This window comes from Undibacterium sp. Xuan67W, assembly GCF_049340165.1.
GTDB lineage: Bacteria > Pseudomonadota > Gammaproteobacteria > Burkholderiales > Burkholderiaceae_D > Undibacterium.
In genome coordinates, this window is sequence record NZ_JBMPPN010000006.1 from 30,747 (window position 1) to 44,802 (window position 14,056).

The window sequence follows — 14,056 nt, forward strand, 5'->3', positions numbered from 1 at the left end:
ACTCACTTATTCTCGCTCGCAAGAAAATCAGGAAATACCAAGTCGTATGGAAAACAATAAAACAAATCCAGTCAATGCAGTGATCGAGGCAGATGCCGTAATCATTGGCGCTGGTCCGGTCGGGCTGTTTCAGGTCTTTGAACTAGGTCTGCTGGAAATCAAAGCACACGTCATCGATTCACTCGCCGTCGTTGGTGGTCAGTGCGTTGAGCTGTATCCGGATAAACCGATCTACGACATCCCAGCTGTGCCCGTCTGCACGGGACAAGAGTTGACCGACAATCTACTGAAACAGATCGAGCCGTTTGAACCGACCTTCCATCTGGGTCAGGAAGTGACGCTGGTTGCACGTCGTGAAGATGGCCGCTTTGATCTGGAAACGTCGACAGGTACCCGCTTCATTACCAAAACGATTTTTATCGCTGCTGGCGTTGGCTCCTTCCAGCCACGCACATTGAAAGTAGAAGGCATTGAAGCCTTTGACAATAAACAAGTCTTCTATCGCGTCAAAGATCCTAGTCAGTTCCACGGCAAAAATCTGGTTATCTGCGGCGGTGGTGACTCTGCGCTTGACTGGGCATTAAATCTGGTCGGCAAGGCTGAGTCCGTCGTGCTGCTGCATCGGCGCGACGATTTCCGTGCGGCACCAGCTTCAGTTGCGAAGATGAAAGAGCTGTGCGAGAACTTTGAGATGCAATTGACGATTGGTCAGGTCACCGGTATTGAAACCAAAGACGATCTGCTGTCCGAGATCAAAGTCACCGGCGCTGATGGTGTGACGCGTCGCATGCCTTTGGACAATTTGCTGGTGTTCTTCGGTTTGTCGCCAAAACTCGGCCCTATCGCTGAATGGGGCCTCGACATCGAGCGTAAGCAATTGAAAGTCGTCAATACTGAGAAGTTTGAAACCAACGTGCCTGGTATTTTCGCAGTCGGTGACATCAATACTTATCCAGGTAAAAAGAAACTGATTCTGTCAGGATTCCATGAGGCAGCGCTGGCGGCGTTCGGTGCGGCACCGTATATTTTCCCTGAAAAGAAAATCCACATGCAATACACGACGACGTCACCAAAACTGCACAAGATCTTGGGTGTAGAAACACCGGTCTTCGACTAAGTCTGACATCTTCATCAAAAACCGCAGCCTGTGCTGCGGTTTTTTTATGTCCGGAAAGTGTCTAAACCAAGCTCTGCACGGTGGATTGAATTGATATCTGACTATCTACCTAAATATCCACCTGAACAAAATTGAAGACGTCTGAACATGTCTGAATATTTCTCATCACTCATTTGGAGAAATTCTGAGATGCTGTCGCACAACAAGACTAGCTAGCAGGGAAAAATATTTCCTTGTTTTAAGATTAAAGATTTAACAGTAATTTACATCGTGGCAACAGCGATTTGGCTACAGCTGCGACAAAGTTTTAAATCTGGTTTATGATGCATTGCAACAAGCTAGACTACTTTTTCTAATCTTGAATTGATACACCTATCCGAAAGACACGATTATGCTCTATCAACTTCATGAACTGAACCGCGCTTTTCTGAACCCGATGACTCAATGGGCAGAAGCATCATCGAAGCTATTTACCAATCCTGTTTCTCCTCTGGCGCACTCTCCTTATGCACAGCGTATCGCTGCGGGTTATGAGTTGCTGTTCCGCCTCGGTAAAGATTACGAAAAACCAGAATTCGGCATCACCACAACCACCGTCGACAAACAAACGGTAGAAGTTGTGCAAAGTACTGCTGTGATCAAGCCATTTTGCAAACTGCTGCATTTCAAAAAGAATTTGCCTGAAAAAGAGCTGAGCAAACTCAAGCAACCAACTGTCTTGCTGGTTGCGCCGCTGTCTGGCCATCATTCAACATTGCTGCGCGACACCGTACGCGGACTGTTGCCGCAACATGATGTGTATATTACCGACTGGACAGACGCGCGGATGGTGCCGCTTAGCGAGGGCACCTTTCATTTGCATGATTACATCTACTATGTTCAAGATTTTATTCGCTTGCTCGGCCCAGATGTACACGTCATTTCTGTATGCCAGCCAACGGTACCGGTACTTGCCGCGATCTCTTTGATGGCAACCGCCAAAGACCCGAAATTGCCAAAAACGATGACCATGATGGGTGGTCCGATTGATCCACGTAAATCACCGACACAAGTCAATAATCTTGCCACCGAAAAGAAATTTTCATGGTTTGAAAATACCGTCATCTACAGCGTGCCAGCCAATTACCCAGGCTATGGCCGCAAAGTATATCCAGGCTTCTTGCAACACACCGGCTTCGTCGCCATGAACCCTGATCGCCATGCGCAAAGTCACTGGGATTTTTACCAGCATCTGGTACAAGGTGATGACGAATCAGCGGAGCAGCATCGTAAATTCTACGATGAATACAATGCAGTTCTCGATATGCCAGCAGACTACTATCTGGAAACGATTAAAACCGTCTTTCAGGAATTTAATCTGCCTAAAGGCACATGGGAAGTCGAAGGCAAATTAGTGCGCCCACAAGACATTAAAACCGTTGCCCTATTCACTGTCGAAGGCGAACTCGATGACATCTCAGGTGCTGGACAAACGCAGGCCGCACATGATCTGTGCAGCGGCATACCGGCCAAGATGAAACAGGATTTCGTCGCACCTGGTTGTGGTCACTATGGGATTTTCTCCGGTCGCCGCTGGCGCGAAATTATTGCACCGAAAATCGGCGCGTTCATTCAGGAACACCGTTAATCTTCCACTTCAGCCAATGATGCTCGGAAATTAGCTTGCGATGCTCTGATTCACCGCAAGCACTCACAAAAAAACCGCTTAAGCCTAAGCGGTTTTTTTATTTAGTGGATCAAATACTGTTATTTGCCAGCACGCCCTCTGAGTGGATCAACCTTTTTTGCGACGTTTGCCAACCAATGCCAGCACGCCCAGACCCAGGCCGAATAACAATGGTGTTGCAGGCAAAGGAATTGCCTGCGCATTACTGACATTGGTGAACACGAAGTTTTCGTCATGGTAGTTGTAATCGCCACCGTTTCTCAAATCCTCAAAAGCCACATAAACACCTGCCGGTATCGCGATATCTCCAGCGTAAGAACTCGAGTAAATATGATTGACGCCATCAGAGTTCAGTGATTTTTGTGAGAACCAGGTATCGCCGTTATTCAAGACATTCAGACGGAACACCAGACTATCGCCTGCATTCACCGTGCCGAAGTTCAGCATTTGCCCATATACCGACGTGTGATTATTCAAACCGCTAATACCTGTATCAACACCATTCACCAGTAAGCTCAAGGTATTCGTGTAACCTGCGGTCGAATCAGCAAAATAAGCTAAGACATCGCCAGTCGTAGTAGCAACGAAACTATAGAGTGTTGGATTTGGCGTACCGCTGGCACCATATGCCGTTGGTACGGCAGATGCGCTAGAAGCAACACCTAGACTGATGACTAAGGCAGCAAACAAAGACTTGAGATTCATGTGATTTCCTTTAAGGAATTGGCGAAAAATTGAGTGAACAGCACTACATGCATTCACGTATTGCAAATTCCATTCCATATTCCCTCCGAAATCATTATTACCACTCCTCACTGAAAACGACCGTTCTCCATCTAATCCGATAGCCTAGTTTCAAACACGCCATCAATGACATCGCCAAAATACTGACAATCGCTTAAAACTCAACACTGGCATGCCTTAGCACACGATGAGCATCATTTATTGGCGATTACCAAGACAGCATTTATTCATATTTTTTAAATTGTGTTTGATTAAAAAACACGTATCTTTTTCTGTACAGCAACGATCGAGCAGCGCCAGCCAAGACATAAAAATATTGCTTTAAAGAGAGTAGTCTGACTGACTGTAAATAAATCCGACAGCCGCTCATCCTCCGGCTCAACTTAAGACCCAACAGAGTAAGTGCCGCTCGACTGTCCTCACAGCAACAGCAATACTGCCCGACAAGTTGCTGTTTCAAGGATAATAGGCATCTTCGCTATTCCATAGAAAAAGCACGTGTTACCCACCCTCGCAGACCAATTAGAAAATTTGCTACCGCAAACGCAGTGCACCAAATGCGGCTATCCTGCCTGCCGTCCCTATGCCGAGGCAATTGCTGAGGGTAACGCGAATTACAACCAATGCCCCCCTGGTGGGCAAGAGGGCGTCAATCGCCTCGCGCTGCTCTTGGGCAAACCCAGTATTCCTCTCGATATCAGTCACGGCCTGGAACGCGTCCGACCCGTCGCGGTAATCGATGAAGCGTACTGCATAGGGTGCACGCTGTGTATTCAAGCATGTCCCGTTGACGCAATACTTGGCGCGGCAAAGCAAATGCACACCGTATTGCCGTCACTCTGCACTGGCTGCGACCTCTGCGTCGCCCCCTGCCCGGTCGACTGCATTAGCATGGTCGATGTCACACCGGGTAAAACGGGCTGGAATGCGTGGACTCCAGATCAGGCGGATCAGGCTCGTCAGCAATTTCACACACGTGAATTGCGATTAAAAAGAGAAGCTCAAGAAAATGATGACAGGCTCGCCGCCAAAGCGGTAGCAAAACTGGCTGCCTTAGACGACGAGCCTGAGTTAACCGCCGCATTAAGCGCCGCAGAAATTGCAGAGCGCGATCGCAAAAAAGCGATCATCGCCGCTGCCATCGAGCGCGCCCGTCTAAAAAAACTTGATGCCGACACGGATAAGAACAAGCCATGAACAAACTAAAACGCCATGAAATTTTTAGTCGCTTGCAAGCGCAAAATCCGCATCCGACTACCGAGCTGGAATACACAAGTCCGTTCGAATTATTGATTGCCGTATTGTTGTCCGCACAAGCCACCGACGTCTCCGTCAACAAAGCAACACGCAAACTCTATCCGGTTGCCAATACACCGGAAAAAATCCTGGCACTCGATGTAGACGGGCTGATTCCGTATATTCAAACGATAGGATTATTTCGCACCAAAGCAAAAAATGTGATTGCTACCTGCAAGATCCTGATTGATCAGCACGGCAGTGAAGTACCGAAGGACCGCGAGGCATTAGAAGCACTGCCCGGTGTCGGCAGAAAAACCGCGAATGTCGTCCTGAACACCGCCTTTGGCGAGCCAACGATTGCGGTAGATACACACATCTTCCGCGTCTCTAACCGCACAGGAATTGCACCCGGTAAAAACGTCGATATCGTCGAAGAGAAGCTGCTCAAGTTTGTGCCTGATGAATTTAAACTTGATGCCCATCACTGGCTGATTCTGCATGGTCGCTATACCTGCCTTGCGCGCACCCCCAAATGCTGGAACTGCATGATCGCCGATCTCTGCGAATACAAACAAAAAACGCCCTTACCAAAGGGCGCTTAAAACTAAATTGTATTTAATTTAATTTGGCGTAACACCACACAACACCATATCCCATTTACAACAGCAGAATGTGCCCGGCTAATGCGGGCACAGCGATCCGTCAGACGATCTTACATGCCTCATCAAAACTCAAGCGTGGCGAGCGCGGAAATACTTTGTCTGCATCCCCATAACCGATATTGCAAATGAAATTCACCTTCACTGATGTACCGGTAAAGAATGTCCCATTCAGTTTTTCCGGATCAAAGCCAGACATAGGGCCGCAATCAAGCCCAATCGCACGCGCAGCCAGCATCAGATATGCGCCTTGCAACGACGAATTACGGAAAGCCGTCGCATCGATCAAAGGCTGGTTACCGACAAACCAGGAACGTGCATCTGCATGCGGAAAAATTTTTGGTAACTGCTCGTAAAATTCCATGTCCATACCAATGATCGCCGTCACTGGAGCTGTCTTGGTTTTTTCCACATTACCCGGTGCCATGCAGTCGAGCAATTTAGCTTTTTCTGCGGCACCTTTCACAAAAATCACGCGGGCCGGAGAGCAGTTCGCCGAGGTAGAACCCCACTTCATCAAATCATACATCTGCTGTAATTGCGCATCGCTGACAGGCTTATCCTGCCAAGCATTATGCGTACGTGCAGTGGTGAACAAAGTATCCAGATGTTATTGAGTCAGCATGATGAAATCTCCAGGTGGGGTTAAGCTGCGGATCATACCTGAAACTGTCAATGCGTTCACAAACTCGCCTACCGGTGAGAGTAACTCAAGGTGGACTATCGGGACACGAATGGGCGGCTATTTGCAGAGCCGAGTACAATACGCGCATCCCGGATTTTGAGTTTTACCATGTTCACACCTAGCCAACACGATGTACGCCGCTTCTTCTGCGAAACCTACCGCAAATCGACTGCCAGAGAAATCCTGACACCATTAGAAAGCATCGCTGCCGACTGGTTGAATCAACATCCCGAATACCATTCGATTCTGGGCGACCTTGATGCCGCACTAGCCGCCGATTACAGCGTTGATCAAGGGCAAACTAATCCTTTCCTGCATCTGTCCATGCATCTGACGATTAGCGAACAGATCTCGGTGGACCAACCTGCCGGCATACGTTTCGCGTTTCAGCGCTTGACACAAAAAACCAACTCAGAACACGAAGCCCATCACCAGATCATGGAATGTCTCGGTGAAATGATCTGGACCTCGCAACGTACTGGCCTGCCGCCAGATGGCGCAGCCTATATTGACGCTCTCAACCTGCGGGCACGCTGATACGGTTCACAAAAAAGCAGTTCCCACATACACCGCTAAAACTCGCCCGACCAGCGCGCCAAAGCCCTGTAAAAATCCTCAAAAAAATGCCGTTAATTAAGCGGCATTTTTTATTTTATTGAGCGTCGTAAGCAATAAAAAAGCCACGACTTCTCGTGGCTTTTTTAATACTGACAACTCAATCTGCAATCTGTTCAATCACACTAAACGAACAGACGAGATAATTGCAATTACTTACGCATGACGATGCTGCCTGGCAAACTATTCAGGTACGCTGCGATATTTTCGATATCGGCGTTTGACAAGGCTTTTGCCTGTGCGCCCATGATCGCGTTACCACGACCGTTTGGCGCATCAGCACCGTGTTGATAAGCTTTCAGCGCGTGAGCGATGTAGTCCTTGTGTTGACCAGCCAGTTTTGGGTAGCTAGGATCAATAGGGGAATTGTAGTCTTTACCGTGGCAAGAGAAACAAGCGGCTTTTTCTGCGGCGGCTTTACCTGCTTCGATGTTTCCGCCAGCGACAGCGGTCAAGGACACTGCCGACAAAGTCGTCAACAATAAGGCCAGTAATGTGTTCTTTTTCATGATTGCTCCTGTTCTTATTTTTGTAGGCTTATTTCTGCTGAGCATAGTAAGCAGCCAGATCAGCGATATCCTGATCAGACAAGCTACCAGCAATGCCACGCATCGTCGGGTGTTTGCGATCGCCCTTTTGGTAGGCTTTCAACGCGCTTTCGATGTACTTGGCAGATTGACCACCAATCATCGGCACTTGAAATACCTCAGGATAAGTTGCTTTGTAACCAGCGATGGCGTGGCAACCAATACACATGGCAACTTTGTTTTCAGCAGCCTTGGCATTGCCAACCACATCTGCCGCAGCGGCAACCTGGGTAACGCTCACCAGGGCGAGAAGTGCGAACAATTTTTTCATAATAGCGAGGATAGAATTATCGAAAGGGCGGTTTGATCCAACACAGTATTTTAGCTGATTACAATCAAATTTACCTAAAATAGCTGTCCTGCATGACCGAAAGTCCGTCTTTTTTTATGCTTTAGCACAACAACCCCGCGTCAAACACAGAGCAACACCGTCAAAATAGCACAGCCGTTCACAAGACCTCCCGTTCTGGCTTATACTCAATCCCAGTGCAATCCGCTATTTCATCTGCTCAATATACATTCACATCTGACCCCCAATCACACCATGACACAAGCAACCCGCTTTGACGGCGCACAAAACTATGTCGCGACCGATGATTTGAAACTGGCAGTCAACGCCGCCCTTAAACTGCAACGCCCGCTGCTGATCAAAGGCGAACCCGGCACCGGCAAAACTATGCTGGCCGAAGAAGTCGCCGCCGCGCTGAATATGCCATTGCTGCAATGGCACATCAAATCCACAACCAAAGCCCAGCAAGGCTTGTACGAATACGACGCCGTATCACGCCTGCGCGACTCGCAGCTCGGTGACGAGCGCGTCAAGGACATTCACAACTACATCGTCAAAGGCGTGTTGTGGCAAGCCTTCACAGCCAATGAGCCGGTCGTGCTGCTGATTGATGAAATCGACAAAGCCGATATTGAATTTCCTAACGATTTGCTGCGCGAACTTGATCGCATGGAATTCTACGTCTATGAAACCCGCGAAATGGTGCGTGCCGTACATCGTCCGCTAGTGATCATCACCTCGAACAATGAAAAAGAATTGCCAGACGCCTTCCTGCGCCGCTGCTTTTTCCATTACATCAAGTTCCCGGAAAAAGAGACGATGCAAAAAATCGTTGACGTGCATTTCCCTAAACTCAAAAGCGACCTGCTCGCCGCTGCCCTGCAAACCTTTTACGAAGTCCGCGAAGTCAATGGTCTCAAGAAAAAACCATCGACATCCGAACTCATCGACTGGCTCAAGCTCTTGCTCGCCGAAGATATTCCACTCGAAGCTCTGCGTAGCAAAGACAACAAACTTGCCGTGCCACCGCTGCATGGCGCCTTGCTGAAGAATGAGCAGGACGTGCATCTGTTTGAACGTCTGGTATTTATGTCCCGCACCAATCGCTGATCGCTGGTATCTCAACATATAAAAAATGCCGCTAATTCAGCGGCATTTTTTATTTGATAATTTTTTTCTTCATCAGGACTTACGCAAAACAACAAGCTGCTTAGCAGTTACAAAGCAACACGCAGGCTGGATGCGGCTTCCAAAGGTTTTTCGTGCCAACAGGCTCATCCAGCCTGCGGATTCGTTTGTGGAACTTCTAAAAACCCATTAATCGATATCTCATGACACCGCTTACTCCTGCCTTTTCTCTGTGACTCGGTGCCTCGGTGTTGCCGTGGTGAGAGAGTTTGGTTTTGCGTCAGTCCTGTTTAGGTAGCGCTCAATGCTGATGTCCTACCTCTTGCTTCCCCTGAACATCCAGCATCGGCGCCGGTGCTTTTAAGTCTTTTTTGCTTTGACCTTCCTTCGGGATTTCTACCCAATCCCAGCGTCCCTGCTCACACAACTGCGTGACCTTAAAATACAACTTACCCGGCGTATCCGGCAATTTCACCTGTACTGAAAACTCATCATAATGCGCGTCCGGCAATAGTCCCTCAGACCAGCTCACCTCACGCACATCTTTGCTGATCGTTTTACCGTGAGACTGATATGGTGTCGCCAGGTCCTCAACTTGGGTCGTCAGCTTCCAGCCCGCTTTGGGCATGGGTTTGGCGCCCATCACACCATCGGGCAATGTAACTTTCACGGTATGCGTGCCACTGCCCTCACAGCCATGACCAATCTTAAATGTCAGCTTTTGATAAGCACCTGTAGATGCGGTCATTTGCTCCATCGTGACATGAGCGTTCGCCAGTGGCGACGCCGTGCCTGCCAAAGCCGCCAACGCTACCAGCATCAGCGGGACGTACTTAATGTGCTTAGTGTTTTTAGTATGTTCAACATTTGTTATCTGTGTCATTTGCTTCATATGAATTCTCTTTTTAGTGAGGTTGTAGCCGGTTTCATGGGTAGGTTTGGTTTGTTCCCTGTCGCAGCGTGATTCGCTTGGTTCATTAACTGAAATTCAATCACCGGTGACGGCGGACTATGGCGCAAGGACTGGCTCAGATAAAACGCATAAGCATGCCAGATACCCAGAGCACAAATCGCCGCCACGTTAAAACAACGTAAGGTACTCAATGTCAACGAGGCAGTCGCACGTGCCGATGTCTCAGCATGTTGAGAGGTGGTGGTAATCGCTTGCATGATCTACTCCTGTCGATAAAAAGGCTAATGATGCGTCGCGCTGCTCGCCGCCTGATTCAGCGGTTTTGCAGTGGCCTTGATCTCGATCGTCGTGCGCTTTTTATCCTTACCCTCGACTACCAGAGTCAGAGGAATCAGATCCCCCTCTTTGACCTGCGATTTCAGATCAATCAGCATCACGTGATATCCACCCGGATTCAGCTCAACAGCTTTCCCGGCTGGCAAATCCAGTGCAGGAACAGCCCGCATTTTCATCACGTTGTCGACCATCTCCATCTTATGCAATTCCACCGTCGCAGCGGCAGATGAGCGCACCTCGATCAAACGCACATCTTGCGCCGAAGTCATTTGCATAAAAGCGCCAGTCACCTTTTGCTGGCTGACGGTAGAGCGTACCCAAGCATCTTTGACGGTGACTTGCGCCTGCGCTGATATCGCAGCAACGCTGAGTACGCTTGCGCCAACCAAACTAAAGAGACGGCTTTGGGAAAAAGTAAATGTGTTGGTGACTGTATTGGTGGCTGTATTGGTGGTTATATTGATGATTGTGTTCATGCTCATTTTCATAATGTGATCCTTCATTAAATAGTGTGAGACGCCATCAGGCTGCGCATATCCTGCGCACACTGACTGGCAGTTTGTTCATGTTTGAGTGCGAGACGGATGCGCCCTTCGGTGTCAAATACATAGGTGATCGCGGTGTGATCCATGGTGTAAGAACTGCCGCTAGGAATTTTTTTATAAAAAATTCTGAACTCCTTCGCCGCCTCTTCCGTTTCAGACAAAGAACCGCTCAATCCCAAAAACCCGGGGTCAAACGCCGCCGTGTATTGCCGCAGCAATTCAGGCGTGTCGCGCTCAGGATCAATCGTCACAAACACGACCTGAATGTTGTCGCCATCAGCACCAAGCAATTTGCGCACATCAACCGCCCGCGCCAAGGCTGTCGGGCAAACATCGGGACATTGAGTGAAGCCAAAGAACAACATCACATAGCGTCCTTTAAAGCTATCCAACGTGCGAACAACGCCATCAGGACTACGCAAATGAAGCACCTTGCCGAAGTCCGCCCCCGTAATATCGAGTCCGGTAAACACAGGCGCAGAACGCGAGCAACCAGCGACGATGCCGCCACCGATAGTCGCCATCACGGCAGTGACTGTACCGAATTGGAGTAAGGCACGACGTGAGGTCATAGCGCCACCTCGCACAATCTGAAGAGCAATGTGGCAGACAAACAGCGATCCGCCGCAGCGCACTGCCATGCGGCGGAGATTTTTAAATAGTCAGACATAAATTTCCTGAATGAATACAGCAAAACATCATGCAAAGCGAACTCAGCTAGGCATGCAGCGTCAGAGATTCAGGACAAGACAGGCGGCGCACGCGGATTGGCGCTCGCCCAGGAAAACAGTGGTTGAGGGGATTGATAAAATAGCGCAGGAAAAGTCTGCGTCAAACGCGGCACTACCGAAGCAGCAGTGACAGATGGTAAAAACAACTGATCATCGCTATGCAACAGACACAGAGCGCAATGCGACGATGCATGCTGCGAACCGGAGTCCGGTGTGAGTCCAGATGCAGCGCCGGTACTCTTGCCTGCCGGGGCTGACGTGACTTTCACGACTTGACCAGTAACACGGTCAACCCACTTATTCCCGACCGCACTACAAATTTCGATCAACGCGCCGCTCTGGCTGCGCACCGGCATCGCCATCGACGGCACGAGCACATTCAACAGCAATGCGCAGCACGCAAGCCAGATAGTGAAGGTTCGAAGTCGGAAAGAAAGTCGCATGCGCAGATTATAACCAATCGACTCATGTCCTGATAGCGGATACATCGTCGGAAGAAGCTGTAGAAAATGGCACCCGCAAATAGCAGGCTCACATGCTGGAGCAAATGTAAAATCCCTGACTCCCCGGACAACATCCCCTCCCCAGCTCATGGAAGAGAGGCGTCCGCACCACATCCGACAAAAGTCGCACCAAAATCGCACCAACATCATCCCAAATAAAATTCATCCAAACCCACCCACGCCAAGATAAGCGCCCGTCTAATTCCCTTGAAAAAATATTTTCAAAAAAAACATCTTTTTCGGCAGGTTTTCAGACAAAATAATGCGGCAAAGCTTGTGCGACGCCGCTTATGTCCCGTATTGCCAGTGCGTATTGCCATTACGCATCACCAACTCGCGAACAACGCTGCCAGGCGCATTCCTTACTCAGACAGAGACATCCCGACTTACAACAACCAGACAAACCGACAACCAGCCATGAAAAAATCTCTCCAGCGCAGCATCCTCTCCCTCGCGATTGCCTTCACCCTGCCCGCCTTTGCCCACGCAGAGACCGACGCCGACCGCTGGAATCTAAAAGACCTCTACGCCACCAGCGCCGATTGGGACAAAGATGCCGCCAGGCTCGATGCGCAATTAAAAGAATTCAATACCTGCAAAGGTCAGATCGGCAGCTCGGTCAAACGCTTTAAAGCCTGTATGGACCTGAATCAGGATTTGCAAAAACGTCTGGCGCGACTCGCCAACTATGCGTCCTTCCTGCATGATCAGAACACTGGCGACAGCGCGGGTCTCGACATCAACCAGCGTGCCGAAATCCTGATGAGCAAGGTCGAAGAAGCCAGCTCGTTTCTGCGTCCGGAGATCCTGCGCATCGGCGCACCGAAGATCCAAGGATTCCTGAAGCAAGACGCCTCGCTCAAAATCTATGCGCATCCGATGGACGACATCCTGCGCACCGCCAGCCACACGCTCGACAACAAAGGAGAAGACATCGTCGCCGCCTTTGGTCTGACAGCCAATGCTGCGCAAGCCGTGCATTCCACCCTGTCTAATTCCGATACGCAGTGGCCAAAGATTAGCGTCGAAGGTAAAGAAGTCACGCTCGACCAGTCCGCCTACACCAAGTACCGCACCAGCGGCGACCGCAGTATGCGCAAGCAAGTGTTCGATCAATATTGGTCCACATGGAAATCGTATGAACAGACCTACGGCGTCACCTTCTACGAGATGCTGAAAAAAGATTCGGTCTATGCCAAAGTCCGCAACTACCCCGACTCGCTGACCCAGGCACTCGACGGCAACAAACTGCCACGCGCCGTCTACGACACCCTGATCGAACAAACCCGCGCCAACCTGCCGACCTTGCATCGCTACTTCAAATTGCGCAGCAAACTCATGGGCATCCCCGACCTGCACTACTACGACATCTACCCGCCGATGATCACTGCTCAGGACAAGGCCGCGCTGAATTTCCCGATTGCGCAAGGTGTTAACCTGATGCTCGCCGCAGTCAAACCACTCGGGGACGACTATGTCAAAGCGCTGGGCAAAGCCGTGACTGAACGCTGGATGGACGTCTACCCGCGTCCGAAAAAACGTTCCGGCGCCTACATGCAAGGCACCTCCTACGACGTGCACCCGTACATCCTGCTCAATCACAACGATGATTACGAATCCGTCTCCACCCTCGCACACGAATGGGGTCACGGCATGCACTCGTATCTCGCGAATAAATCGCAGCCCTTCATCACCTCCGACTACCCGATCTTCACCGCAGAAATCGCCTCCACCACCAATCAGGTGCTGCTGCAAGATCACATGCTCAAGATCGCCAAAACCGATGAAGAACGCCTCGCCTATCTAGGCTCAGAACTCGAAGGCATCCGTGGCACCTTCTTCCGCCAAGCCATGTTCGCCGACTTCGAACGCACCGTACACGCCAAGGTCGACAAAGGCGAATCCCTGACCGGCGAAGCCCTGACCAAAATCTACGGCGACATCCTCAAGACCTACCACGGCAACGCACAAAACATCCTGAAGATCGACGACCAGTACGCAATCGAATGGGCCGCCATCCCGCATTTTTATAACCGCTTCTATGTCTTCCAATACGCCACCTCAATCGCCGCCGGCACCATGTTCGCCGACGACATCCTCAAGGGCAAACTCGGCGCACGCGACAACTACCTCAACATCCTCAAGGCAGGCGGATCGCAATATCCGTATGAGCTAGTCAAAGCAGCAGGCGTCGACCTCGCCACGCCAACACCGTACAAAGCCATTGTGGCGCGCATGAATAGCATCATGGATCAGATTGAGGGGATTGTTGCGAAGAGGAAGTAGGTTTTATTTGGTG

At 49.9% G+C, this 14,056-nt stretch carries 16 protein-coding genes; 7 read left to right on the forward strand and 9 right to left on the reverse strand.

Features of this window, described 5'->3' with window-relative positions:
* Positions 1 to 46: 46 nt before the first annotated feature.
* Both ACO0LE_RS07425 and ACO0LE_RS07430 read left to right on the forward strand, forming a co-directional pair.
* Positions 47 to 1,117, forward strand: a complete 1,071-nt coding sequence (locus tag ACO0LE_RS07425; RefSeq protein WP_422959778.1) for an NAD(P)/FAD-dependent oxidoreductase — start codon at positions 47 to 49, stop codon at positions 1,115 to 1,117.
* Between the two features lie 391 nt (positions 1,118 to 1,508).
* On the forward strand, positions 1,509 to 2,744 hold the full coding sequence (locus ACO0LE_RS07430; protein WP_422959779.1) for a polyhydroxyalkanoate depolymerase: 1,236 nt from the start codon (positions 1,509 to 1,511) through the stop codon (positions 2,742 to 2,744).
* A 147-nt stretch (positions 2,745 to 2,891) separates the two neighbouring features.
* On the opposite strand, the gene ACO0LE_RS07435 is transcribed toward ACO0LE_RS07430, so the two are convergent.
* A complete protein-coding gene (locus ACO0LE_RS07435) occupies positions 2,892 to 3,488 on the reverse strand; it encodes a DUF4114 domain-containing protein (RefSeq protein ID WP_422959780.1) in 597 nt (198 codons plus the stop codon).
* A gap of 537 nt (positions 3,489 to 4,025) precedes the next feature.
* Here ACO0LE_RS07435 and rsxB point away from each other — a divergent pair.
* Together rsxB and nth are read left to right on the forward strand one after the other, a co-directional pair.
* The gene (gene rsxB, locus ACO0LE_RS07440) at positions 4,026 to 4,724 is read left to right on the forward strand and encodes an electron transport complex subunit RsxB (protein ID WP_422959781.1); all 699 of its coding nucleotides are present in this window, start codon (positions 4,026 to 4,028) and stop codon (positions 4,722 to 4,724) included.
* Positions 4,721 to 5,368 (forward strand): endonuclease III, encoded by a 648-nt coding sequence (gene nth, locus ACO0LE_RS07445; RefSeq protein WP_422959782.1) that lies wholly within the window; start codon positions 4,721 to 4,723, stop codon positions 5,366 to 5,368. The genes rsxB and nth overlap by 4 nt, the downstream gene beginning before the upstream one ends.
* 100 nt (positions 5,369 to 5,468) lie before the next feature.
* Here the strand turns inward: nth and ACO0LE_RS07450 are convergent, their stop codons facing one another.
* Positions 5,469 to 6,032, reverse strand: coding sequence for a malonic semialdehyde reductase (locus tag ACO0LE_RS07450; RefSeq protein ID WP_422959904.1), 564 nt, complete (start codon positions 6,030 to 6,032; stop codon positions 5,469 to 5,471).
* 186 nt (positions 6,033 to 6,218) lie between these two features.
* Here ACO0LE_RS07450 and ACO0LE_RS07455 point away from each other — a divergent pair, with 186 nt between their 5' ends.
* On the forward strand, positions 6,219 to 6,647 hold the full coding sequence (locus tag ACO0LE_RS07455; RefSeq protein ID WP_422959783.1) for a DUF1841 family protein: 429 nt from the start codon (positions 6,219 to 6,221) through the stop codon (positions 6,645 to 6,647).
* A gap of 230 nt (positions 6,648 to 6,877) precedes the next feature.
* On the opposite strand, the gene ACO0LE_RS07460 is transcribed toward ACO0LE_RS07455, so the two are convergent.
* Together ACO0LE_RS07460 and ACO0LE_RS07465 are read right to left on the reverse strand one after the other, a co-directional pair.
* Positions 6,878 to 7,234 (reverse strand): c-type cytochrome, encoded by a 357-nt coding sequence (locus tag ACO0LE_RS07460; RefSeq protein ID WP_422959784.1) that lies wholly within the window; start codon positions 7,232 to 7,234, stop codon positions 6,878 to 6,880.
* 28 nt (positions 7,235 to 7,262) lie between these two features.
* Positions 7,263 to 7,583: a c-type cytochrome gene (locus tag ACO0LE_RS07465; protein ID WP_422959785.1), complete on the reverse strand. Its 321-nt coding sequence runs from the start codon at positions 7,581 to 7,583 to the stop codon at positions 7,263 to 7,265.
* Between the two features lie 273 nt (positions 7,584 to 7,856).
* Between ACO0LE_RS07465 and ACO0LE_RS07470 the strand changes: the two genes are divergently transcribed.
* Entirely contained in the window at positions 7,857 to 8,711 is an 855-nt protein-coding gene (locus tag ACO0LE_RS07470) for an AAA family ATPase (RefSeq protein ID WP_422956140.1), read from the forward strand.
* Between the two features lie 319 nt (positions 8,712 to 9,030).
* Here the strand turns inward: ACO0LE_RS07470 and ACO0LE_RS07475 are convergent, their stop codons facing one another.
* The 5 genes from ACO0LE_RS07475 to ACO0LE_RS07495 all read right to left on the reverse strand — a co-directional run bounded on the left by ACO0LE_RS07475 (position 9,031) and on the right by ACO0LE_RS07495 (position 11,697).
* Complete coding sequence (locus ACO0LE_RS07475; protein WP_422959786.1) at positions 9,031 to 9,621, reverse strand: YcnI family protein; 591 nt, start codon at positions 9,619 to 9,621, stop codon at positions 9,031 to 9,033.
* Entirely contained in the window at positions 9,618 to 9,899 is a 282-nt protein-coding gene (locus ACO0LE_RS07480; RefSeq protein WP_422959787.1) for a hypothetical protein, read from the reverse strand. Before ACO0LE_RS07480 ends, ACO0LE_RS07475 begins: the two co-directional genes overlap by 4 nt.
* A gap of 24 nt (positions 9,900 to 9,923) precedes the next feature.
* Positions 9,924 to 10,466 (reverse strand): copper chaperone PCu(A)C, encoded by a 543-nt coding sequence (locus ACO0LE_RS07485; RefSeq protein ID WP_422959788.1) that lies wholly within the window; start codon positions 10,464 to 10,466, stop codon positions 9,924 to 9,926.
* Positions 10,467 to 10,480: 14 nt separating this feature from the next.
* Positions 10,481 to 11,095 carry an SCO family protein gene (locus ACO0LE_RS07490; protein WP_422959789.1) on the reverse strand — a complete coding sequence of 205 codons (615 nt, stop codon included), beginning with the start codon at positions 11,093 to 11,095 and terminating at the stop codon, positions 10,481 to 10,483.
* A 167-nt stretch (positions 11,096 to 11,262) separates the two neighbouring features.
* Positions 11,263 to 11,697, reverse strand: a complete 435-nt coding sequence (locus ACO0LE_RS07495; RefSeq protein WP_422959790.1) for a DUF2946 domain-containing protein — start codon at positions 11,695 to 11,697, stop codon at positions 11,263 to 11,265.
* Positions 11,698 to 12,174: 477 nt separating this feature from the next.
* On the opposite strand from ACO0LE_RS07495, the gene pepF reads away from it, so the two are divergent.
* Positions 12,175 to 14,043, forward strand: a complete 1,869-nt coding sequence (gene pepF / locus ACO0LE_RS07500) for an oligoendopeptidase F (protein ID WP_422959791.1) — start codon at positions 12,175 to 12,177, stop codon at positions 14,041 to 14,043.
* The last annotated feature ends 13 nt before the right edge of the window (positions 14,044 to 14,056 follow it).

What these genes read in the sequence shown, in the direction of transcription:
- ACO0LE_RS07425 (WP_422959778.1), top strand. Translation starts at nt 47, where the DNA reads ATGGAAAACAATAAAACAAATCCAGTCAATGCAGTGATCGAGGCAGAT.
- ACO0LE_RS07430 (WP_422959779.1), top strand. Translation starts at nt 1,509, where the DNA reads ATGCTCTATCAACTTCATGAACTGAACCGCGCTTTTCTGAACCCGATG.
- ACO0LE_RS07435 (WP_422959780.1), bottom strand. Translation starts at nt 3,488, where the DNA reads ATGAATCTCAAGTCTTTGTTTGCTGCCTTAGTCATCAGTCTAGGTGTT.
- nth (WP_422959782.1), top strand. Translation starts at nt 4,721, where the DNA reads ATGAACAAACTAAAACGCCATGAAATTTTTAGTCGCTTGCAAGCGCAA.
- ACO0LE_RS07455 (WP_422959783.1), top strand. Translation starts at nt 6,219, where the DNA reads ATGTTCACACCTAGCCAACACGATGTACGCCGCTTCTTCTGCGAAACC.
- ACO0LE_RS07460 (WP_422959784.1), bottom strand. Translation starts at nt 7,234, where the DNA reads ATGAAAAAGAACACATTACTGGCCTTATTGTTGACGACTTTGTCGGCA.
- ACO0LE_RS07465 (WP_422959785.1), bottom strand. Translation starts at nt 7,583, where the DNA reads ATGAAAAAATTGTTCGCACTTCTCGCCCTGGTGAGCGTTACCCAGGTT.
- ACO0LE_RS07470 (WP_422956140.1), top strand. Translation starts at nt 7,857, where the DNA reads ATGACACAAGCAACCCGCTTTGACGGCGCACAAAACTATGTCGCGACC.
- ACO0LE_RS07475 (WP_422959786.1), bottom strand. Translation starts at nt 9,621, where the DNA reads ATGAAGCAAATGACACAGATAACAAATGTTGAACATACTAAAAACACT.
- ACO0LE_RS07480 (WP_422959787.1), bottom strand. Translation starts at nt 9,899, where the DNA reads ATGCAAGCGATTACCACCACCTCTCAACATGCTGAGACATCGGCACGT.
- ACO0LE_RS07485 (WP_422959788.1), bottom strand. Translation starts at nt 10,466, where the DNA reads ATGAAAATGAGCATGAACACAATCATCAATATAACCACCAATACAGCC.
- ACO0LE_RS07490 (WP_422959789.1), bottom strand. Translation starts at nt 11,095, where the DNA reads ATGACCTCACGTCGTGCCTTACTCCAATTCGGTACAGTCACTGCCGTG.
- ACO0LE_RS07495 (WP_422959790.1), bottom strand. Translation starts at nt 11,697, where the DNA reads ATGCGACTTTCTTTCCGACTTCGAACCTTCACTATCTGGCTTGCGTGC.
- pepF (WP_422959791.1), top strand. Translation starts at nt 12,175, where the DNA reads ATGAAAAAATCTCTCCAGCGCAGCATCCTCTCCCTCGCGATTGCCTTC.